This window comes from Agrobacterium leguminum (assembly GCF_015704895.1).
In the GTDB taxonomy this organism is placed as follows: domain Bacteria; phylum Pseudomonadota; class Alphaproteobacteria; order Rhizobiales; family Rhizobiaceae; genus Agrobacterium; species Agrobacterium leguminum.
On record NZ_JADQWB010000009.1, the window covers coordinates 61,865 to 82,389 of the forward strand.

Annotated in this window: 15 protein-coding genes; 6 read left to right on the forward strand and 9 right to left on the reverse strand. The window is 61.2% G+C overall.

What is annotated here, in order from left to right; genetic code table 11:
* Window positions 1-24: 24 nt before the first annotated feature.
* The 5 genes from I3J13_RS14935 to I3J13_RS14955 form a co-directional block, all read right to left on the reverse strand.
* On the reverse strand, window positions 25-2,091 hold the full coding sequence (locus tag I3J13_RS14935) for an ATP-dependent helicase (protein WP_196379297.1): 2,067 nt from the start codon (window positions 2,089-2,091) through the stop codon (window positions 25-27).
* A gap of 321 nt (window positions 2,092-2,412) precedes the next feature.
* A complete protein-coding gene (locus tag I3J13_RS14940; protein WP_196379298.1) occupies window positions 2,413-3,150 on the reverse strand; it encodes an ABC transporter ATP-binding protein in 738 nt (245 codons plus the stop codon).
* Window positions 3,147-3,992 carry an ABC transporter ATP-binding protein gene (locus I3J13_RS14945; RefSeq protein WP_196379299.1) on the reverse strand — a complete coding sequence of 282 codons (846 nt, stop codon included), beginning with the start codon at window positions 3,990-3,992 and terminating at the stop codon, window positions 3,147-3,149. The genes I3J13_RS14940 and I3J13_RS14945 overlap by 4 nt, the downstream gene beginning before the upstream one ends.
* Window positions 3,979-4,878 carry an ABC transporter permease gene (locus I3J13_RS14950; protein WP_137454044.1) on the reverse strand — a complete coding sequence of 300 codons (900 nt, stop codon included), beginning with the start codon at window positions 4,876-4,878 and terminating at the stop codon, window positions 3,979-3,981. The genes I3J13_RS14945 and I3J13_RS14950 overlap by 14 nt, the downstream gene beginning before the upstream one ends.
* Window positions 4,875-5,903, reverse strand: coding sequence for an ABC transporter permease (locus tag I3J13_RS14955; RefSeq protein ID WP_003521789.1), 1,029 nt, complete (start codon window positions 5,901-5,903; stop codon window positions 4,875-4,877). Before I3J13_RS14955 ends, I3J13_RS14950 begins: the two co-directional genes overlap by 4 nt.
* 206 nt (window positions 5,904-6,109) lie before the next feature.
* On the opposite strand from I3J13_RS14955, the gene I3J13_RS14960 reads away from it, so the two are divergent.
* The 5 genes from I3J13_RS14960 (at window position 6,110) to I3J13_RS14980 (ending at window position 13,396) form a co-directional block, all read left to right on the forward strand.
* Window positions 6,110-6,823, forward strand: a complete 714-nt coding sequence (locus I3J13_RS14960; RefSeq protein ID WP_080853486.1) for a FadR/GntR family transcriptional regulator — start codon at window positions 6,110-6,112, stop codon at window positions 6,821-6,823.
* Window positions 6,824-6,890: 67 nt separating this feature from the next.
* Window positions 6,891-7,871 (forward strand): mannonate dehydratase, encoded by a 981-nt coding sequence (locus tag I3J13_RS14965; protein ID WP_196379300.1) that lies wholly within the window; start codon window positions 6,891-6,893, stop codon window positions 7,869-7,871.
* A gap of 78 nt (window positions 7,872-7,949) precedes the next feature.
* A complete protein-coding gene (locus I3J13_RS14970; RefSeq protein WP_196379301.1) occupies window positions 7,950-9,536 on the forward strand; it encodes an ABC transporter substrate-binding protein in 1,587 nt (528 codons plus the stop codon).
* A gap of 227 nt (window positions 9,537-9,763) precedes the next feature.
* Window positions 9,764-10,867 (forward strand): hypothetical protein, encoded by a 1,104-nt coding sequence (locus I3J13_RS14975; RefSeq protein WP_196379366.1) that lies wholly within the window; start codon window positions 9,764-9,766, stop codon window positions 10,865-10,867.
* Window positions 10,868-11,056: 189 nt separating this feature from the next.
* Window positions 11,057-13,396: a bifunctional diguanylate cyclase/phosphodiesterase gene (locus tag I3J13_RS14980; protein WP_196379302.1), complete on the forward strand. Its 2,340-nt coding sequence runs from the start codon at window positions 11,057-11,059 to the stop codon at window positions 13,394-13,396.
* 159 nt (window positions 13,397-13,555) lie between these two features.
* Here the strand turns inward: I3J13_RS14980 and I3J13_RS14985 are convergent, their stop codons facing one another.
* Together I3J13_RS14985 and I3J13_RS14990 are read right to left on the reverse strand one after the other, a co-directional pair.
* Window positions 13,556-14,560, reverse strand: a complete 1,005-nt coding sequence (locus I3J13_RS14985) for an inorganic phosphate transporter (protein ID WP_003521775.1) — start codon at window positions 14,558-14,560, stop codon at window positions 13,556-13,558.
* Window positions 14,560-15,204, reverse strand: a complete 645-nt coding sequence (locus tag I3J13_RS14990; RefSeq protein WP_044458958.1) for a DUF47 domain-containing protein — start codon at window positions 15,202-15,204, stop codon at window positions 14,560-14,562. Before I3J13_RS14990 ends, I3J13_RS14985 begins: the two co-directional genes overlap by 1 nt.
* A gap of 113 nt (window positions 15,205-15,317) precedes the next feature.
* On the opposite strand from I3J13_RS14990, the gene I3J13_RS14995 reads away from it, so the two are divergent.
* Complete coding sequence (locus I3J13_RS14995; RefSeq protein WP_059758602.1) at window positions 15,318-15,860, forward strand: NUDIX hydrolase; 543 nt, start codon at window positions 15,318-15,320, stop codon at window positions 15,858-15,860.
* 238 nt (window positions 15,861-16,098) lie between these two features.
* On the opposite strand, the gene I3J13_RS15000 is transcribed toward I3J13_RS14995, so the two are convergent.
* The gene (locus I3J13_RS15000; protein ID WP_196379303.1) at window positions 16,099-19,251 is read right to left on the reverse strand and encodes an efflux RND transporter permease subunit; all 3,153 of its coding nucleotides are present in this window, start codon (window positions 19,249-19,251) and stop codon (window positions 16,099-16,101) included.
* Window position 19,252: 1 nt separating this feature from the next.
* Window positions 19,253-20,413 (reverse strand): efflux RND transporter periplasmic adaptor subunit, encoded by a 1,161-nt coding sequence (locus tag I3J13_RS15005; protein WP_196379304.1) that lies wholly within the window; start codon window positions 20,411-20,413, stop codon window positions 19,253-19,255.
* Between the last annotated feature and the right edge of the window lie 112 nt (window positions 20,414-20,525).

Consider the following 20,525-nt stretch of genomic DNA (forward strand, 5'->3'; position numbering starts at 1 on the left):
AGAGCGGGGTGAACGCCCCGCTTTTTATTTCCACATGGCCCGCATCCGCGCACCCACATCGATGCGGATCTGCTGCGCGCTGCGCTCCGAAGCGGCAGCCGACACCAATGGCCAGGTTGCCGTTTCGAAGAATTGCAGCAATGTCGCCGGGATGAAGCGGGTTCTTGCGGCGTAGACATGCCGGTCGCCCTGCTGGTTCTGCCCGCCGGTGAAGAAGCGTTGCGGCGTGATAAGTGACAGGCTGTCCTTGGCGCGCGTCATGGCGACATAAAGCAGCCGGCGTTCTTCCTCCAGCTCCTGGGTGGTGCCGACCCCGAGATCGGAGGGAATGCAGCCGTCGACCACATTCAGGATGAAGACGGAGCGCCATTCCTGACCTTTTGCCGAATGGATGGTGGAGAGGCTGAGATAGTCCTCGTCAAGCAGCGGCACGCCGGCCTGATCGCTGGTGGCGTCGGGCGGATCGAGCGTCAGCTCGGTCAAAAAGCGCTCGCGTGAGGGGTAGCCGCCGGCGATCTGCTCGAGCTGCAGCAAATCGGCCTTGCGGGTGTCCGCATCCTCATGGATGCGTTCCAGATGCGGTTCGTACCACAGTCGCGCCTGCCCGATCTGGCCCGGCCAGTCGTTCGGCGCCTGTCGCAGGCCCACCAGCATTTGCGTGAAGGCTGTCCAGTCGTCGCCCGTCTTCGGCGGCGGCGGAATTTCGGCAAGGGCAAGCAGCGGCTCGGGGTCTGTCGCAATCGCATCGAGAATATTGCCGGCCTTCTTCGGTCCGATGCCGGGCAGCATCTGCAGCAGCCGGAAACCGGCGACGCGGTCGCGCGGGTTCTGCGCGAAGCGCAACACGGCCAGCATGTCCTTCACATGGGCGCTGTCCAGGAATTTCAGGCCGCCGAATTTGACGAAGGGGATGTTGCGGCGGGTCAGTTCCACCTCGAGCGAGCCGCTATGGCTGGAGGTGCGGAACAGCACGGCCTGTTGTTTCAGGGTCATGCCGGTTTCGCGGTTGGCGAGGATCTGGTCGATGATGAAATTCGCCTGTTCGGTCTCGTCCTTTACCGTCACGAGTTTCGGGCGCTCCAGCGACTGCCGCTCGGTCCAGAGGTTCTTGGTGAACCGCTCGCGCGCCAGATCGATGACGCCGTTGGCAGCCGCAAGGATCGGCTGCGTCGAGCGATAGTTGCGGTCTAGCGTGATGATGTCGGCAGCAGGGCTGAAGGACGCCGGAAAATCGAGGATGTTTCGCACCGTCGCCGCCCGGAAGGAATAGATCGACTGCGCATCGTCACCCACCACGGTCAACCCGCGGCCACCGGGCTTCAATGCCATCAGCACCGAAGCCTGCAGCCGGTTGGTATCCTGATATTCGTCGACCATCACATGGTCGAAGCGGTTGCCGATATCGTCCGCAAGGATGGGATCGCTGACCATCTGGGCCCAGTAGAGCAGGAGATCGTCGTAATCGAGCACGTTCTGGACCTGCTTGGCCTCCACATAGGCCGCAAACAGTTCCTTAAGTTCGCTCTCCCAGTTGGCGACCCAGGGATAATGCTGGCGCAATATCTCCTTGAGCGGCGTCTGGGAATTCACCACGCGCGAATAGATCGCAAGACACGTACCCTTCGTTGGAAAGCGGCTTTCGGTTTTGGAAAACCCCAACTCGTGCCGGGCGAGGTTCATCAGGTCGGCGCTATCCTCGCGGTCGTGGATGGTGAAATCGATGTTGAGCCCGATCTGCTCGGCATAGATGCGCAACAGGCGCGCGCCGATGCCGTGAAACGTGCCGGACCAGGCCAGCGCGTCGGTCATGATTGCCGAATTCGCCCCGATAACGTGTTTGCAGATACGCTCGACCCGCCGCGACATTTCCGTGGCGGCACGTCTGGAAAACGTCATCAGCAGAATGCGGCGGGGATCGGCGCCATTTACGATCAGATGCGCAACACGGTGGGCGAGCGTATTGGTCTTGCCCGAACCGGCCCCGGCGATGATCAGCAGCGGCCCGGCCGTGTGCCCGTCTGCCAGCCCAACGCCATGTTCCACCGCCTTGCGTTGCTGTTCGTTGAGCTTTTCCAGATAGGCAACCGCCATGCCAGCAATCCTTAGATAACCTGCCTGTCCCCACGGGTGAGAACCTTGTTCAGAGATGGCAGTCGTCGGAATGTCCGGCCATTGTCTGCCCTGTCGTGGCAATGATTAGCAAAGACTCAAACAGCAATCCAGAACAAATGCTGAACGCATTGTTCCGGTGGTTTGAACGCAGTCGGTGGTGAAATTTATCGGCCCAAAAGGTCGCTCTGCCCCTACCGGCGATTGTTGGCTGCCGGGCAGGCGAAATCGCCGAAATCGCGCCACGGGAGAAGGCGGGCGGCCGTGGATGGGTCGCCCGGTGTGACCGTTTTGGGAGGGTCGTTACAGGAAACTGCTTTCGAACAGCTCGCCTGAATAGGCCGAATGGGTAACGCCCGCTTCAAGATCGGCCTTGGTCAGCTCATCGACAAAATCGCCGTTCTGCATGACCAGCACACGGTCGCACATATGGGCGATGACCGCGAGGTCATGGCTGACGAGAACGAAGGTGAGGTCGCGTTCTTCGCGCTGGTCGGCAAGCAGGTTCAGGATTTCGGCCTGGATGGAGACGTCGAGCGCGGATGTCGGCTCGTCGAGCAGCAGGATCGGCGGTTCGAGGATCAGCGCGCGGGCGATTGCCACGCGCTGCCGCTGGCCGCCGGAAAGTTCATGCGGGAAGCGCTCGGCGAAATGTGGGGGCAAGCCCACCTGTTGCAGGGCGGCAGGCACTTTCGACCAGCCATCGCCAAGTCCCATGGCGCGGATCGGTTCGGCGAGCGCCCGGCCGATGCGGTGGCGCGGGTGTAGCGAACCGTAGGGGTCCTGAAACACCATCTGCGCCAGTTTCAGTTCGTCGCGACTGCGGGTCTTGCCGACCGGTTTGCCGTTAAAGCTGATGGAGCCGGTCCAGCCGGCCTCCAGCCCCGCCAGCGACCGCAGCAATGTCGACTTGCCGCAGCCGCTCTCACCGACGATGCCGAGCGTTTCACCTTTGTTGACCGTGAGGCTGACGCCGCGCACGACGTGATTGCGGTTTTCCTTTGCGCCGTAGACGACGTCGAGCTTGTCTACCGTGATCATCGCATCACCTCCGCATCGATGGCCTGACGGTCCAGCACCTTGAGACGCCGCACCGGATTGCGGGGATCGGGCATCGCCGCGATCAGGCCCCGCGTATAGGGATGTTGCGCATCCTCCAGCTTCGTCAGCGTTTCCACGACGCGCCCGCCATACATGACCAGCACGCGCTCACAGAAGGCCGCAACCATGCGGATGTCATGGCTGATGAGGATCAGGCCGGAATTATTCTCGCGGACCATCTCGTCCAGAAGCAAAAGCACATCCTTGCGAACGCTGACATCAAGGGCCGAGGTCGGTTCGTCGGCGATGACCAGCTTCGGCTTGGCGAGCAGCATCATGGCGATCATCACGCGCTGCCCCATGCCGCCCGATATCTGGTGCGGATAAAGCGCCATCACGCGGTCGGGATCGTTGATACGCACGCGCAGCAGCATGTCGCGCGCGGCGCCTCTCGCCGCCTTGCCGGTCAGCGCCAGATGCAGCTCGGCCGCTTCCGCCACCTGCTTTCCAATCGGCAGGACCGGATTGAGCGAATAACGCGGGTCCTGCATGATGAGCGCCATCTCGCTGCCGCGGATCGCGCCCATCTGGCGCTCGGTTTTTTCAAGCAGGGGCTCGGAGAGGAAATCCATCCGCTTCGCCGTCACCGTGGCGCTTTTCGGCAGGAGCCGCATGGCGGCCCGGCCGGTGGTGGATTTTCCCGAGCCGGATTCACCGACGATGCCGACCCTTTCGCGCCCGACATCGAAATTGACGTTGGACACGGCGGGAATGGTGTTGCGGCCGAAACGGACATTGAGGTCGCGGACCGAGAGGATGGGGGAGCTATCAGGAACGGGCATGACGCGGATCCAGGAGGTCGCGCAGCGTATCGCCGGCGATGTTGAAGGCAAGGCTCGTCAGCAGGATGGCAATGCCGGGCATGACGGCGACCCACCAGTAATCGAGCATGAACTTACGGCCGCTGGAGATCATCGCGCCCCATTCCGGCAGCGGCGGCTGGGCTCCCAGACCGAGGAAGCCGAGTGAAGCGGCGGTCAGAATGATGCCCGCCATGTTCAGCGTCAGGCGAACGATGACCGAGGGAATGCACATCGGCGCAATGTACAGAAACAGGATGCGCAGCGGCGAGGCGCCATAGAGACGGGCGGCGGCGACGTAGTCGGTATTGCGCACGACAAGCGCTTCCGCGCGGGCAAGACGCGCAATCGGCGGCCATGCGGTCAACGAGATCGCAATGATCGCCGTGCCGAGGCCGGCGCCCATGGCGGCCGCAAAGGCAAGCGCCAGCACGAGCGAGGGGAAGGACAGGACGATATCGGTCGCGCGCATCAGGATCGCGTCGGTTCGCCCGCCGAAGAAACCGGCCATCACGCCAATGGCAAGGCCGATAGGGCCGACGATGACCGAGACCGACAGTACCGTCTGGATGGTGATACGGGTGCCGTAAACAAGCCGGCTGAAAATGTCGCGGCCGAATTCGTCGGTTCCGGCCAGATGTGTCCAGCTGGGAGGCTGGAGCGCGTTTTCCAGAGCCTGACGGGCAGGATCGTAAGGCGCGATGAGCGGAGCGAAAATGGCGACCAGAACCAGAATGGCCAGAATGGCGAAGCCGAACATTCCAAGCGGTTCGTCCGCGAGCTTTCGAAGTGTCCGCGCAATGGTGGTCGAGATGCGCGACAGGGCGCTGGGACGATCAACGGTATTGTTGTGCGCGATATCGGTCATCGTGCGGCCTCCCGTGTACGGGGATCGAGCGTGGTGTAGGCCAGATCGGCGAGGAAGTTGAGCAACATGAAAATGAAGCCGATGACGATCGTGGCGGCCAGAATCGCATTCATGTCGCCGATGAGCAGCGCATTCGTCATGTATTGGCCGATGCCAGGCCAGGAGAAGACGATCTCCGTGACCACGGCGCCTTCCAGCAAGTTGCCATAGGAGATCGCCAGAACGGTGATGAGCTGCACGGCGATGTTGGGCAGCACATGGCGGGTTATGGTGCGTGCGGGGCTGACACCCTTGGCCCGTGCCGCGATGACATAATCCTGGCTGAGCTGTTCGAGGGTGAAGGCCCTCGTCATGCGGGTGATGTAGGCCATGGCCATATAGGCGAGGATGATAGCCGGCAGAATGATGTGTCCAAGCGCGTTCCAGAAGATTTCCGTCTCGCCCGCAAGGAGGGTGTCGACGAGCATCAATCCCGTCTTCGGCTCCACGAGGCCTTCGTAGAAGACGTCGACCCGACCCGGGCCGGCGACAAGGTTGAGGTTCGCGTAGAAAATCACCAGCCCGACGATGCCGAACCAGAAGACCGGTATCGAATGTCCCACCAGCGCAAACACGCGCGCGAACTTGTCGATGAAGGTGTCGCGGAAGAGGGCGGCGGCTAGACCGAGTGGGACGCCGACGACCGTTGAGATGATGATCGCCAGCGTGGCGAGTTCGAAAGTGGCGGGGAAAGCCTGCGCCAGATCGCGGGTAACGGGGTTGCCGGTCAGGATCGCAATGCCGAAATCGCCATGCAGCAGGCCGCGCAGATAGATGAAGAATTGCTGGTATAGCGGCAGGTCGAGCCCCAGCCGCGCTCGCATGGCCTCATAGGCCTTGGGATCGGCAAGTTCGCCGACGATTGCCCCGACCGGATCACTCGGCATGACCCGGCCGATGATGAAGGTGATGCAGAGCAGGATGAAGAGGCTGACGATCAGTTGCAGAAAACGATGTCCAAGCCCGCGCAGTGAGATTTCCGTCATTGCTGGCCGCACTTCCCTGTGAGAACGCCGTCAGCGGCCGAGGTATTGCGCACCGCTCGCCGCAGACGCGCAATTCTCCTTTGCAAAAACTCTTGATGGTACTTCATCCCAACTCCTCCCTGAGCTAACATGAAAACATATGATGTGCGGCCATGTCATCATATGAGTAGCGAAGGGATTCATATTCTGCAAGAGGGAAGAGTGGCATGATGGGCGACAAAGCGAGGCCGCGGGAGAGGCGGGCACAACAGATCATCGATAATCTCAGCGCAGAAATTCGCAGTGGAAAACTGAAAAACGGTGATCAACTTCCCACCGAACCGGAGCTTGAACGCAGCTACGGCGTGAGCCGCACCGTGGTTCGCGAGGCGATCGCGGATTTACGTTCCGCCGGCTATGTCGTTCCCATCCAGGGCAAGGGGGTTTTCGTCAGCAATACCAGTGAATGGGCCGGCGTGAAACTGACGCAAACCGAAGTCGGAACCATTGCGGAAACGCTGGAAATGCTGGAGTTCCGGCTTGCGACGGAGGGTGAGGCGGCGGCAATCGCCGCCTATCGCCGTACAGCCCAGCAGGAGGCCGCAATCTCTGCGGCGCACCGGAAAATGGCCCGTGCCATCGATGCGCGTGAAACCACCGTCGATGCCGATTACGAGTTTCACACGGCCATCGCGATTGCCACGAACAACCGCTTCTATCTGGAGGCTCTGCGTCAGTTCGGCTCGCGCTCCATACCGCGCGGGCAGTTCCCGACGCTGCCGGAAACCGGTGACGCGAATTATCTTCGCAAAGTGCAGGCCGAGCACGAAGCAATCCTGCGCGCCATCGTCGAACAGGATCCGGAAGCGGCACGAAAAGCCATGCGCGAACATATGCTTGCGAGCCAGCGCCGATACAGGTTGCTATCAGAAGCGCAATAGCATCTCGACACTCATCTTATTTCATGCGATGTCATATGATGACTTGCATGGAGAGAGGAGAGAATCGATGTATGTCGGCACCCAGGTTGCTGCGCGCGATGACGAGGATTTTAAGGTTTGGGCGCAGCTCGGCGTCAAAAATATCAACGCGGATCCGCCCGGAAAGCCCGCGAGCTGGACTTTCGAGGACTTTGAGCGCCACCGTGACAAGGTCGAAAGCTTTGGCCTCGTTCTCGACATGGTGCAATTGCCGCTGCCGTCGCGGCCCATCGAACAGGCGTCGTATCCCGATATCCTGCTTGCCGGTCCGGATCGCGACCGGCAGATCGATGCCGTCTGCACGATGATAGAGAATATCGCCAGGGCCGGAATCCCTGCCGCGAAATACAATCTCAACCTCATCGGCATTCCGCGCACAGAAATGGAGCGCGGCCGCGGCGGCTCGCTCAATGAAGCCTGGCGCTGGGACAAGGCGGACCATGATGCGGCACCGGGTCTCGCGGGCGTTCTTTCCGAAGACGAGAACTGGGAACGCATCGATTACTTCCTCGAGCGTGTGGTGCCGGTGGCCGAAAGCAACCGCGTGCGCCTTGCATGCCATCCGCATGACCCCTATACCCCGCCGGGTTACAGGGGTGTCACCCGGGTTCTCGGCACGGTCGAGGGGCTGAAGAAATTCGTACAGATGCGCGAGAGCCCCTATCATGGCCTGAATTTCTGCCAGGGGTCGATCGGCGAGATGCTCGACAATCCGCGCGAGGAGATCGACGACATTATCAGGTGGTTCGGCAGCCGCGACAAGATCTTCAACGTCCACTTCCGCAATATCAGCGGCGGCAAACTCTCCTTCATGGAGACATTCCCCGATGAGGGCGACATGGACATGGTGCGTTCGCTGAAACTCTATCACGAACTCGGCTATCGCCACATGATCATGCCAGACCATGTGCCGACGATTGCCGGGCGCGATGCCGTCGGTGTCGCTTTCGCCTTCTGCTACGGCTACATCGCCGCCTTGATAGAAGCGCTTGATAACAAACATCTTTGACCGTTCTGGCCCGCGACGCCCCGCTGCGTCGCGGGCTTTTTCACAAACATGAATTACCGATCTGTAGGAGGAGCAGGTATGAGAAAATCATTGATCCGTCTCGCATTCACCACGGCCCTGGGCGCCATGCTGGTGCAGGCAGCGCCAGCCTTGGCCAAAACACCGAATGACCAGCTTGTCATCGGAACCTCGCTGGCTCAGGTGCTGTCGCTTGATCCGCATCAGGCCACCGAAGGAAAAGCCAACGAAATCATGTCCAACCTCTATGACCGTCTGATTTCGGTCGATGGTTCGGGCAAGGTTTCACCGCAGCTTGCCGAGCGCTGGGAGATAGATGACAAGGGCATCACCTTCCATCTTCGCGAGGCCAATTTCGCCTCGGGCAATCCGGTAACCTCGGCAGACGTCGTCTATTCGCTCAGCCGGCTGTTGAAGATGAACCAGGCGGCCGCAGCCAACCTCAAGCGCGTTGGTTATAATGCCGATAATGTCGACAAGCTGGTGAGCGCGCCGGATGAAAAAACGGTACGCATCGATCTTTCCGGCGAAACGACGTCCGAGCTGCTTCTTTACCGTCTGGCCATGGTCATCGCCAGCGTCGTCGACAGCAAGGAGCTCAAGACGCATGAAAGCAGTGGCGACTGGGGCAACGGCTGGCTGAGAACCAATTCCGCCGGTTCCGGTCCCTTTACGCTCAATCGCTGGTCGCCCAACGAGATCATCATTCTCGAGGCCAACAAGAATTATGTGGCCGGCAGCCCGAAAATGCGCCGCGTCATCGTGCGGCATGTGCCGGAAAGCCAGGTGGAGCGCCTGATGCTGGAGCGCGGCGATATCGACATCGCCAGTGCGCTGACGGCTGCCGACCTTGCAATCTTCAACAACAAGGAGGGTTTCCAGATCCAGCGCGTGCCGACGGGCGGCTTCTACGTCCTGTCCATGAATGCCGGCAAGGAGCCCTTGTCCAACCCCAAGGTCCGCGAAGCGATTGCCTATGGCATCGACTACAAGGGCATGGAAAAGACCATCATGGGTCCTTATGGCCGGGCGCGCACGGTGCCGGTGCCGGAAAACTTCGAATACGCCATTCCGAGCCCGGACTGGAAGCTCGATGTGGAGAAGGCGAAGGCGCTCCTCAAGGAGGCCGGTTATGAGAACGGCTTCACGCTTAATCTGAAGACGATCGCGCAGACGCCGCGCATCGATCTCGCCACCGCGATCCAGGCCTCGCTCAGCCAGATCGGCATCAAGGTCAATATCCAGCAGGGTAACGGTTCGGACGTGATCGCCGCCCACCGTGCGCGGGATTTCGATCTGCTCATTCCGCAGACCGGCGCCTATATGCCCAACGTGCTGGGCTCGATGGAGCAGTTTTCCAGCAACCCCGACAATTCGCTGGCCGCCAACAACGCCGGCAATTTCGTCTGGCGCTCGGCCTGGGACATTCCGGAACTGACCGCGCTCACGGCAAAGGCTTCGCTGGAGCCGGACGCCAGGAAGCGCGGAGAAATCTACACCCAGATGCAGGAAATGTTCGTTGCCCAGAAGCCGGCGGTGCTGCCGATGTTCGAGAGATTCGAGCCGATCGTGCTGAATGCGCGCGTGAAGGATTATGTGGGCCATCCCAGCCAGACGACCCGGCTGGAAAAGGTCACGAAGGACTAAGGGCAAACCACAGCCTCTGAAAACCTGCGACGGGCGGTTTTACCGCCCGTTTTTATTCGCGGCCAAGCGGGAAGCCCGGCCGAGGCGGTGAATTATCGTCATTATCCCGAAATTTCGGGGGTTTTCTCAAGGACTTCATCGGGTTAGATCGTCCGATGACTATTCCTTCCGTCGGGCGAGAGTCGTGAACTCCGCTCACCCACCTCCCGAAGAATGCGTTGACGACCATGAACCTTGCACAGATAAAACTTCCGTCGCGGCCGCTGAGCCTTAAACGTGGCGTCATTTCAGTGCCGGCAGCCTATTATTTTTCCATTCCGGTGCTTCTGGTAATCACGGCCGTCATGCTCGTCGCCGAAGGCCCGGGCATATTGCGCGACTATCAGATCAGCAAAGATCCGCTGGAGATCGAAAACGGCGATATCAGCGGTAGCTGCAAGACGCGCAAGGCGATCTTCACGACCTGTGAGGCGGATCTTTCCTATGACCATGCGGGCGTGAGTTACAAGAAGGATGTCGAGGTCATGTTCGTCGATTTCCATTCCGGCGATTATGAAACCGGGCTGGTCATCTCCGCGAAGAACCCGGAACTTGCAACGATTTCCCTCGGCCTCGACATGCTCTGGAACCGCATCATCACGCTCGGCGTGTTCGTTGCTCTGCTCGGTTTCGGCAGTTTGGCGATGCTGTTCACGCTTATCCGGGTCCTGCGGGTTCGCCTGCAGCTGCGAAAGCCCGCACCGTTGACCGTCATTCCGGTGGCGCTGACGGCGGTTGCCGAAAAACGCAGCCGTCTCTTCGTCACCTATGCCGATACGGTCAGAGAAGACAAGACCAAGCGGCAGTCCTTCACCCATCTGGAGAGGGGGCGAATCCCGGTCGTCGTTGGCCATAACGGAAAACACGATGTTGCGCTGGCGGTCTGGCACGGCAAGACCGCGCTGCCGGTTCTGCTCGACGACCAGCTGGAGCGGATCGAGCTATCGGAGCAGGAAAGGGCGGAGGCCCTCGCATCGCTTGCCCCGATGCTCGCGAACCAGACGCCGGAGGGCGCCTCGGCTCCGGGCGCGACGAGTGCGAAAGGGCCGGGCCTCCTGCGCAGACTGGGAATTTTCGTTGCCATCGTGGCCGTCATCGTCGTCGCGGTTATCGGTTACTGGCTGTGGTACGTTACCAGCGCCCCGTCGCAGTTCAACTCGCCCGGCATGGACCTCAACAACATGATGCCCGCAGCAATTAACGAGTGGGGATGCGCCCGTCTGCAGGAGCGTTTCTCCGATGGTCCGGCGCCTTTCGGATGCACCGCAACCGATTATCGAAGCTGGAAATAAACGGCTTTTCCTATAGTCCCGGTCGGGCCGCGCGCGAAAAACCTTACGGGCTGCCGCGTGCGGCCCGTTCCTTTCTGTACGTTGCAGGACAGATCGTTCCATTTATCAATAGTTGCATTAGAGATTTATAAATAAACCACTCCCATAGTGCCACCGTGAGCGGTTCTTCAGAGGCTGGGAGAGTGCGTCATGTTCACGGTTCTGGAATGCGTTGTCGTACAACACGACCGGGCGGTCGTGCTTCTTGCGGCTGTTATCTGCCTGCTTGGCATGTTTGCTTTTTTTCATCTTTTATTGCGCGCGGAGGAAAGTCCGGCTGGCCGCAAGCCCTATTGGGTGCTGGTCGCGGCCTTTGCTGCGGGACTGAGCGTTTGGGCCACACATTTCGTCGCCATGCTCGCCTATAAGGGCGCGGTCCCGATCGGTTATGATTTCGCCTTCACGGCTCTTTCGGCGGTTCTTGCGGTTTTCGGTTTCTGGCTGGCGCTCACCAGCCGCTCGCAGGCCGCTTACAGCCCGGTGGTCGTCGGCACGCTGGTCACGCTCTCGGTTGCCGTCATGCATTTCCTCGGCATGGCGGGAATGGATGTCGCCGCCACGATCAGCTATCGCTGGGGGCCGGTGCTGGGCGGTTTTGCGGTTGCCTGGGCGTCTTTTCTCCTCGCCTTTTTCCTTTTTCGCCGCCTCGGCTCCTGGCAGCGCATCGCCGCGCCGGCCGGATCGGCGATCTTCGCGATCTGCGCGCTGCATTTCACGGCCATGTCGGCCACGGTGCTTTCGCCTGATCCGTCCGTATCCGGGCCTGATCCCGATAATGTCGCCCGGCTGATCATGATCTGCGCCATTTCCGGCGTCACGTTCCTGATCCTGTCCACCACTGCCGCCGCTGCTCTTGTGGATCGTTATCTTGTCGATCTCAAGGGTCTGGTGGATGCGACGCTCGATGGTCTCGCCGTCGTCCGCGATGGGCGGATCGTGGAGCTTAACACCCGTTTTGCCGGCCTTCTGGGTCGGGAGGAAACGTCGCTGGTCGGACAAAACCCCGACGATCTCTTCAAGGCCATCGACGGGCAGCCCGCCTATCTGCCGCGCCATGCGCCGGTGGAGGCGGTTCGCGAGCGCGCCGGGCAGGCGCAGATATTCGAACTCGGCGTACGCACGATCGAATATCGTGGCCGCCCCTGCGAGGTGATGGCCATTCGCGACCTGACGGAAAAGCGCGAAGCGCAGCGGGAAATCGAATATCTCGCCCGCCACGACGTCCTGACGGGACTTTCCAACCGCACCATGTTCCAGACCCGTCTTCACCAGCAGATCGAGCATTGCGACGAGGAGGATGAATTCGCGCTGCTGGCGCTCGATCTCGACCGGTTCAAGGCGGTCAACGACATATTCGGCCATGCCGAGGGGGATCGCGTCCTGAAAAAGGTCGCCGCCATTCTCGATGAATGCGCAAGGGCAGGGGATGTGGTCGCCCGTCTCGGCGGCGATGAATTCGTCATCCTGACTGCCCGGCACACCAGGGCGGAAGAGGCGCGCCTCCTGGCCGAGACGATCCTTGGCATGTTCGCACTGAAGATGAATGTTGCCAACGATCCGACCTCCGTTGGCGTCAGCATCGGCATCGCCGTCTTCCCGCGGGACGGGAAGGACCATGAAAGCATCATGCACGCCGCCGATCTGGCGCTCTACCGCGCCAAGATGGGCGGGCGCGGCATATTGGCCTTCTACGACCCGGTGATGGATCAGGAGGCGCGCGAGCGCCGCCAGCTCGAGACGGATCTGCGGCTTGCCATCAATCGCAACGAGCTGCTGTTGAACTATCAGCCGGTCCTTTCGGTCGAATGCGGGCAGGTCGTGGGTTACGAGGCGCTGGTGCGCTGGCAGCACCCGACACGGGGCGTGGTGCCGCCGGATGTCTTCATTCCTATTGCCGAAGAGAGCGGTATCATCATCTCGCTTGGCGAATGGGTGCTGCGCGAGGCCTGCCGTCAGGCGGCCGGTTGGGCGCCGCATCTGAAGATCGCGGTGAACGTTTCGCCATTGCAGTTTTCGCTGGCCAATCTCGGGCATGTCGTCTGCACCGTGCTGATGCAGACCGGACTTTCGCCCAACCGGCTGGAACTTGAAATCACCGAAGCCGCGCTTCTTAAGGACCGCAAGGCGACGCTGATCATCCTCAACCAGTTGAAGGCGCTCGGCGTCGCCATTGTCATGGACGATTTCGGAACCGGTTACTCCTCGCTCAGCAACCTGCAGAGCTTCCCCTTCGACAAGATCAAGATCGACCGCAGCTTCATCGCCGCCATGAGCGATGATGACAATGCCCGCGCCATCGTGCGCGCGGTGATCGGCCTCGGCCGCAGCCTCGATCTGCCGGTGACGGCGGAGGGGATCGAAACGGATGCGCAATACCGCATGGTGGTCGACGAGGGCTGTGCGCAGGCGCAGGGCTATCTCTTCGGCAAACCGGATGTCGCGCCCGCCCAGGTCGTCAGCGCCACCACACGGAAGAAACATTCCGTTTGATAAAAGATGCGACGGCACAATGGTGTCGTCGCCTTCCTTTCGGGTAACCTCTCCAGAAAACCCGCCGTGCCATGGCTGCGATCCGCATCGGCTCCCCGGAGCAACAGCCACGGGGTGGCTTTTTGTTCCAGGGAATGGCAATCGGGCGGGCTGAGCCTATCAGCCGAACAGCGACGTCAGCCCGTAAACCGCGGCGGAGATCAGCGCAGCCGCCGGCATGGTCACGATCCAGGCGATGACGATGTTGCCGGCAAGGCCCCAGCGCACCGCCGAGACGCGGCGGGCCGCGCCGACGCCGACGATGGCGCCGGTGATCGTGTGGGTGGTCGAGACCGGAATGCCGAGCCACGTCGCACCGAACAGCGTCAGCGCACCGCCGGTTTCGGCGCAGAAACCCTGCATCGGATTCAGTCGGGTGATTTTCGATCCCATCGTATGGACGATGCGCCAGCCGCCGAACAGCGTGCCGAGCGCCATGGCCGACTGGCAGGAAATCACCACCCAGAAGGGCACGTAGAAGCTCTCGCCGAGATGTCCCTGGCTGAAGAGCAGCACGGCAATGATGCCCATGGTCTTCTGCGCGTCGTTGCCGCCGTGTCCCAGCGAATAAAGCGAGGCGGAGATGAACTGCATGACGCGGAAGGTGCGGTCCACGGCAAAGGGCGTCTGCCGCACGAACAGCCAGGAGACGGTGAGCACCAGAAGCAGGGCGAGGAAGAAGCCGATGGCCGGCGACATGAAGATGGCGCCCACGGTCTTCAGCAGACCCGACCAGACGATGGAATTGAAACCCACCTTCGCAAATCCCGCACCGACGAGCCCGCCGATCAGCGCGTGCGACGAGCTGGAGGGAATGCCGAAAATCCAGGTGACGATGTTCCAGACGATGGCGCCGATCAGCGCCGCGAAGATCACCTGCGGCGATACGATGGCCGGATCGATGATGCCGGTGCCGAGCGTTTCGGCCACATGCAGGCCGAAGAACAGGAAGGCGATGAAGTTGAAGAAGGCCGCCCAGGCGACCGCATATTGCGGGCGCAGCACGCGGGTGGAGACGATGGTGGCGATGGAATTGGCGGCATCGTGCAGACCGTTCAGAAAATCGAAGAACAGCGCGATGGCGATAAGGCCGATTAGCAGCGGCAGGGCAAGTGCGACATCCATCAGACGTTCTCGATAACGATGCCGCTGATCTCGTTGGCCACATCCTCGAAGCGGTCGACGACCTTTTCGAGTTCGCCGTAGATCTCGCTGCCGATCATATAGGCCATGGCATTGCCGCTTGCGCCGTGGCGGCGGAAGAGGTCCTTGAGACCCAGATCGTGAAGTTCGTCGGAGCGGCCTTCAACGCGGGTCACCTCTTCGGCGATGGATGACAGGCGATGCGCATTCGTGCCGACCTTGTTGAGAAGCGGAATGGCTTCCGCGATGAGGCCGGCTGCGCGCACGATCTCATGACCCATTTCCTTCATCAGCGGATCGAATTCCGTTTGCTCGAAAAGACGAATGGTCTTGACGGTCTTGTGCATCATGTCGATGGCGTCATCCATCGACTGGATGAGATCCTTGATGTCGCCGCGGTCGAAGGGGGTGATGAAGCTGCGCCTGACGGCGAGCAGCACCTCGCGGGTGATGTCGTCCGCCTGGTGTTCGAGGGCGACGATGAGGTCGCAGTTCTTCTCGACGTCGACGCCGCTCAAAAGTTGGTCAAGGGCCTCGGCCGCTTTGATGACGGTTTCGGAATGTTTGCTGAACATGTCGAAGAAACGGTCCTCGCGCGGCATCAGCTTGCGAAAAATACTCATCATGCGAATTGGCCCTCAATGGCGCTTTATTAGTTGTGGGGGGTGATTGTCATAAAACTGTCATAAATGCACGCGGGGCATTGATGCAACCCGGAAAATCAGCACTATCAACGGATATGAAACCCACCAAGAAAAGCCGGAAAACCCGCCCGGCTCGTGCACTGACATTGCTCCAGCAGCTTGCTGCGGTTCCGGAAAAGCTCTTCACCGGCGCTTTCCGGCAGCAATATGCCGCGCTCTGCTTCCGTTATGCCGGCAATGGCGAGGATGTCGAAATCCTCCTCGTCACGTCCCGTACCAGCGGACGCTGGATCATTCCGCGCGGCTGGCCGATGAAACGCAAGAAGCCGCACGAGGCGGCGGCAATCGAGGCGTGGGAGGAGGCGGGCGTGCGCGGCCGGGTGAAAAAGAATGCGGTTGGCCGCTATACCTATCTCAAGATGCTCGACAATGGCGATGTCGTACCCTGCATGGTCGATGTGTTCCAGATAGAGGTGACGGAGGCGGAAACCAGTTTCAAGGAACGCGGTGAACGCCTGCTGGAATGGGTGCGCCCGGATGAGGCGGCAAGGCGCGTTCGCGATATCGAACTGAAGTCGCTTCTTGTCGATTTTCGCCCGAAGGGCAAAAAGAAGCGCCAGGGCAGCGAGAGACCGTAACCGCACGCGTCCGGCATCGGCTCCCGTGCCCAGGACTGTAATGCCGCCGCAATGGGCCATCTCCAGCCTTGCCTGATGATTGTCGTCAGGTGCCGTTGCATGAAACCATGTCGTCCCGCTCTCCGTTTTTTATTGCGTTATCTCCATCCCATCATCGTCCTTGCCGTGCTTTTGGCGGGGCCGGCCGCCATTCTCCTGCTGAGGTGACGGCAGCCCCACGGATGCAAAACCGGCCTTTTCAGGCCGGCTGCTTTTGGGAAGGTTGCGCCTGATGGTTCGAATGCCCCGTTTCATCCGGCGCCTTCGGTAACAGGCGGGCGAAATGCCTGACGATGCTGTCTATATAGGACAGGATGGTCGGCACCACGATCAGGGTCAGCAGCGTGGAACTGATGAGACCGCCAACCACCGCATGGGCCATCGGCGCACGTTGCGCACCGCCTCCGCCAACGGCGAGACCGAGCGGGATCATGCCGAAGATCATCGCTAGCGTCGTCATGATGATCGGGCGGAAGCGGATGACGCCGGCATTTTCCAGCGCCGCGTTCAGCGAAAGCCCACGCCGCCGTTCGCGATTGGCGAAATCGACCAGCAGGATGCCGTTTTTGGTCACGAGGCCCATCAGCATGATGAAGCCGATCAGCGAGAACATGTTGATCGTGCTGCCGGCGACCATCAACCCGATGAGGACGCCGACGAGCGAAAGCGGCAGGGACGCCATGATGGCGAGCGGTTGCATGAAACTGCCGAATTGCGAGGCGAGCACGATGTAGATGAAGATGACGGCCATGGTAAGCGCCGTGACCATGTGGCCTATGGTCTCCTGCATGGTTTCGGCGTCACCGCCGAAGCGGATGCGATAGCCGTTCGGCAGGTCACGACCGGCGGTCAGGCCCTGCAACGTCTCCGTCACCTCGCCAAGGGTGCGGCCGGCGATATTGGCCGAAACCAGTATCTCGCGGCGATTGTCGATACGGCGGATTTCGGCGGGGGCCGGCATGATGCCGATATCGGCAACCTGATCGAGACGCACCATCAGCGGTGCGCCGCTCGCGGCCGTGCGGCCGGTTGCGATCATCAATTCACCGAGACCTGCCGCGTCGGACCGCCGCTCGACGGGCAGGCGAATGACGATATCGTAGCTGTTGCCGCCCGCATCCGTCCATTTCGACACATCCTCGCCGCCGATGAGGGGGGAAAGCGCTGCGGCAAGGTCGGAGCGGGCAATGCCGAGATCGCTCGCCGCCGCAGGCTTCAGGCGGACCGAAAGAATGGAGGTCACATCCTTGGCGCTGGAGGTCACATCCACGAGGCCGGGGATTTTCTTCATGTCTTCGACCAGACCGATGGCGATTTTTTCGAGGACCGCCCGGTCGTCGCCGAGGATGCTGAGCTGCACCGGGCTTTCGCCGCCGCCAAGACCATTCTGCAGGATCGTGACCTCTATGCCGGGTATGGCTGACAGGCGTTTGCGAACCGGTTCGGCAAGGGAGAGCGGGGTTCGGCTCCGCATATCGAGCGGCACCAGCCCCACCAATATGGCGGCGCGATGTTTTCCGGCGGCGGCGCCGGTATTGACGGTGGAATAAATCGTCTCGACTTCCGGAAATTCCTTCAGCGCCTTCTCGACCTGCCGCACTTTCGTTGTCGTATAGTCCAGCGAGGAGCCGACCGGCGCGGTAATATTGACCTGGAAGCGGCCCTCATCGGCATTCGGAACGAATTCCGTGCCGACCAGCGGCACCATGAACAGGCTGCCGATAAAGATGCCCGACGTGACAAGCAGGGCGACGAGCCGGTGCCGCAGGGTCCAGCCGATGGCCCGGCGATATTGCCCGGCCATCCATTCGAAGCCGCAGTCGAAACGGGCGATCAGGCGGCCCACCGGCCCGCGCTTCGCATCGGGCTGGGCGTCCGGATCGTACCAGACGCTGGACAGCATCGGGTCGAGCGTGAAGGCGACGAAAAGCGAGATCAGGACGGCGGCCGAAACGGTGACGCCGAATTCGTAGAAAAACCGGCCGACAATGCCGTCCATGAAGGCGACCGGCAGGAAGACTGCCACGATTGTCGCCGTTGTTGCGATTACCGCAAGCCCGATTTCATTGGTGCCGTCGAGTGCTGCGCGCAGGTGGGATTTGCCCATGTGGAGATGGCGGGTGATGTTTTCGCGCACCACGATGGCGTCATCCACCAGAATGCCGATGGAAAGCGTCAGCGCCAGCAGGCTGAGCGTATTGAGCGTGAAGCCGAGGAAATGGATCACCGCGAGCGTGCCGATGATCGCGATAGGCAATGTCAGCCCGGTAATCACCGTGCTGCGCCAGGAATTGAGGAACAGGAAGACGATGGCGACGGCGAGTGCCGCACCTTCGATCAGTGTCGTCTCTACCTGACTGACGGATTCGCGGATCGGTATCGATGAATCCGTGACGATGCGCAATTGCACGTTCTGCGGGGCAAGCTCGGCATTGAGCGCATCGAGGCGCTTCCTCACATCCGTTGCGACCTGAACCGTATTGGCGTCCTGAACCTTGACGATGTCGATCGCCAGCGCTGTCTGGCCATTATAGAGGGCGCGGTTTTCGGCATCGGCTGCCCCTTCGGAAAGTGTGGCGACATCGCGAAGCGCAATGGCCGCGCCGCCGCGCCTTGCCACGACCATATCCAGCAGCGCCTGCGGTTCCTCGATACGCCCCTGCACCTGGATCGTGCGTTCGGAGACGGGATCGACGACGCTTCCGGCCGGGCTGTTGCTGTTGCCGGTGCGCAGCGCATTCACCACCTCGTTGATGCCGATCCCAAGGGCGCGCATGCGTGTTTCGTCGATTGTCACATCGATCTGCCGTTTGCGCGCGCCGACCAGCGTTGCCTGGCCGACGCCGGCAACGGTCGTCAACTGCCGCACCACCTTCTGGTCGGCAAGGCTGGTGAGGGCGGGCACATCGAGCGACGTTGAACTGATCGCCACCGACAGGATCGGCTCGGCGGCGGGGTCGAACCTCGATATGACGGGCTTTTTGGCGTCTTCGGGAAAATTCGCCTCGATGGCGGCGATCTTGTCGCGCACTTCCTGTGCAGCGACCGAACTCCGCACCTCGAGCTTGAATTTCGCGACGACGACGGAGCGCCCCTCATAGGAGGTGGAGGTGACCTCATCGAGACCGCCAATGGCGTTCAGCGCGTCCTCGACCGGGCGTGTCACCTCGGTTTCCACCGTCTCCGGCGTCGCGCCCGGATAAGAGGTGATGACCACCACCACGGGAACGTCGACATTGGGATATTGGTCCAGCCCAAGCCGTTGCAGGGAGAAGGCGCCCATGACGAGAAGCGCAACCATCATCATGGTGGCGAAAACGGGATGGGTAACGGATATGCGGGTCAAGAACATTTCAGCCTGCCTTATCGACGGTGACGGCCATATCGGGCCGCAATTCGGGAAGCGGCGCGGTCAGGATGGTCTCTCCATCCTTCAACCCGGCGGCAATCTCGACCAGGTTGCCGCCGTTCCAGCGGGCTCCCACCGTGACCGTCTGGCGACGAAGATGGCCGTCCTGCACCTTGAGCACATGGTAACCGGTCTCATCCTTGCGCAGCGCGATGGTGGGAACGACGAGCGCATCGTTTTTCTCGCGCAGCAGGATCGATCCGCTGGCGAACATTCCGCCCCACAGCTGGCCGTCACGATTGGCAAGCCGCAGATAGACGGCAACGAAGCGGGTGCCGTCTTCGGCAACCGGGCTGATGCGGTCGACCGTGCCCTTGACGATCTGGCCGCCAAGGCCGTCAATCTCCAGTTCCGCCGTCTGGCCGAGGGCGACGCGCGGAACATCGCGCGTGGCGACAAGAACCTTCGCCTCCAGCACGCTGGTATCGACCAGCGTGAGAAGCTCGCCATCCGCACCGACACGCGATCCCGCCTCGGCCAGCCGCCGGGTGACGGTGCCGCCGAAGGGCGCGCGGATTTCGGCATTGCGAAGGGCGAGACGGGCGATATCCGCCTGCGCCGAAAGGCTCTGGAGCCTTGCCGTCTTCACCGCGACATCGCTTTTCGCCTTGTCGAGCTGTTCGGCCGAAGCGATGTTTTTCAGGGCAAGCTGTTCGGTTCTCGTCAGGGCCTGCATTGCCAGCATCAGCTCGGCCTCGGCCGCATCCCGGTCGCTTTGCCGCAGCAAAAGCGTCGATTGCAGCTCGTCGGCTTCGAAACGCACGAGCAGCTTGCCCGCCTGCACCGTGTCTCCGTCGCGGACATTCATCTCGACGATCTTGCCGGCTTCACGGGCGCGGATCACCACGCGGGTGATCGGCTGAAGCTCGCCGCTGATGCCAAGCCGCTCCACCATCGGGCGCGTGCCGATCTTCGCCGTTTCAGTGGCTGTCAGTTCGAAGGGAGTGCCTGCCGGGCTCATCGAAGCGGTTTCGACGAGCCCGTTCACGATGCCTTTGACACGCTCATTCGCATCGACGCTGCCGCGCGCCGGATCGAGAGCGGTGACAACGAGAACGCAACCTGCAAGCGCGATCCCCGCCTTGATGGTCCTCTTCACCCACATGTTGAAATCCTTTCCATACCGGGACCGCCGCTCAGGCGGTCGCATTGCCTCTCTTGAGGCGTATGGCATCTGGATAGGCGTCCATAATTGCAGCAGCATTACCCTTGCGAAC

Bases quoted from the DNA above. Each gene is read 5' to 3' on its own strand.
- I3J13_RS14950 (WP_137454044.1), bottom strand. From the start codon at position 4,878: ATGACCGATATCGCGCACAACAATACCGTTGATCGTCCCAGCGCCCTG.
- I3J13_RS14975 (WP_196379366.1), top strand. From the start codon at position 9,764: ATGAACCTTGCACAGATAAAACTTCCGTCGCGGCCGCTGAGCCTTAAA.
- I3J13_RS14935 (WP_196379297.1), bottom strand. From the start codon at position 2,091: ATGGCGGTTGCCTATCTGGAAAAGCTCAACGAACAGCAACGCAAGGCG.
- I3J13_RS14995 (WP_059758602.1), top strand. From the start codon at position 15,318: ATGAAACCCACCAAGAAAAGCCGGAAAACCCGCCCGGCTCGTGCACTG.
- I3J13_RS14955 (WP_003521789.1), bottom strand. From the start codon at position 5,903: ATGACGGAAATCTCACTGCGCGGGCTTGGACATCGTTTTCTGCAACTG.
- I3J13_RS15005 (WP_196379304.1), bottom strand. From the start codon at position 20,413: ATGTGGGTGAAGAGGACCATCAAGGCGGGGATCGCGCTTGCAGGTTGC.
- I3J13_RS14965 (WP_196379300.1), top strand. From the start codon at position 6,891: ATGTATGTCGGCACCCAGGTTGCTGCGCGCGATGACGAGGATTTTAAG.
- I3J13_RS14960 (WP_080853486.1), top strand. From the start codon at position 6,110: ATGATGGGCGACAAAGCGAGGCCGCGGGAGAGGCGGGCACAACAGATC.
- I3J13_RS14970 (WP_196379301.1), top strand. From the start codon at position 7,950: ATGAGAAAATCATTGATCCGTCTCGCATTCACCACGGCCCTGGGCGCC.
- I3J13_RS14945 (WP_196379299.1), bottom strand. From the start codon at position 3,992: ATGCCCGTTCCTGATAGCTCCCCCATCCTCTCGGTCCGCGACCTCAAT.
- I3J13_RS15000 (WP_196379303.1), bottom strand. From the start codon at position 19,251: ATGTTCTTGACCCGCATATCCGTTACCCATCCCGTTTTCGCCACCATG.
- I3J13_RS14980 (WP_196379302.1), top strand. From the start codon at position 11,057: ATGTTCACGGTTCTGGAATGCGTTGTCGTACAACACGACCGGGCGGTC.
- I3J13_RS14940 (WP_196379298.1), bottom strand. From the start codon at position 3,150: ATGATCACGGTAGACAAGCTCGACGTCGTCTACGGCGCAAAGGAAAAC.
- I3J13_RS14985 (WP_003521775.1), bottom strand. From the start codon at position 14,560: ATGGATGTCGCACTTGCCCTGCCGCTGCTAATCGGCCTTATCGCCATC.
- I3J13_RS14990 (WP_044458958.1), bottom strand. From the start codon at position 15,204: ATGATGAGTATTTTTCGCAAGCTGATGCCGCGCGAGGACCGTTTCTTC.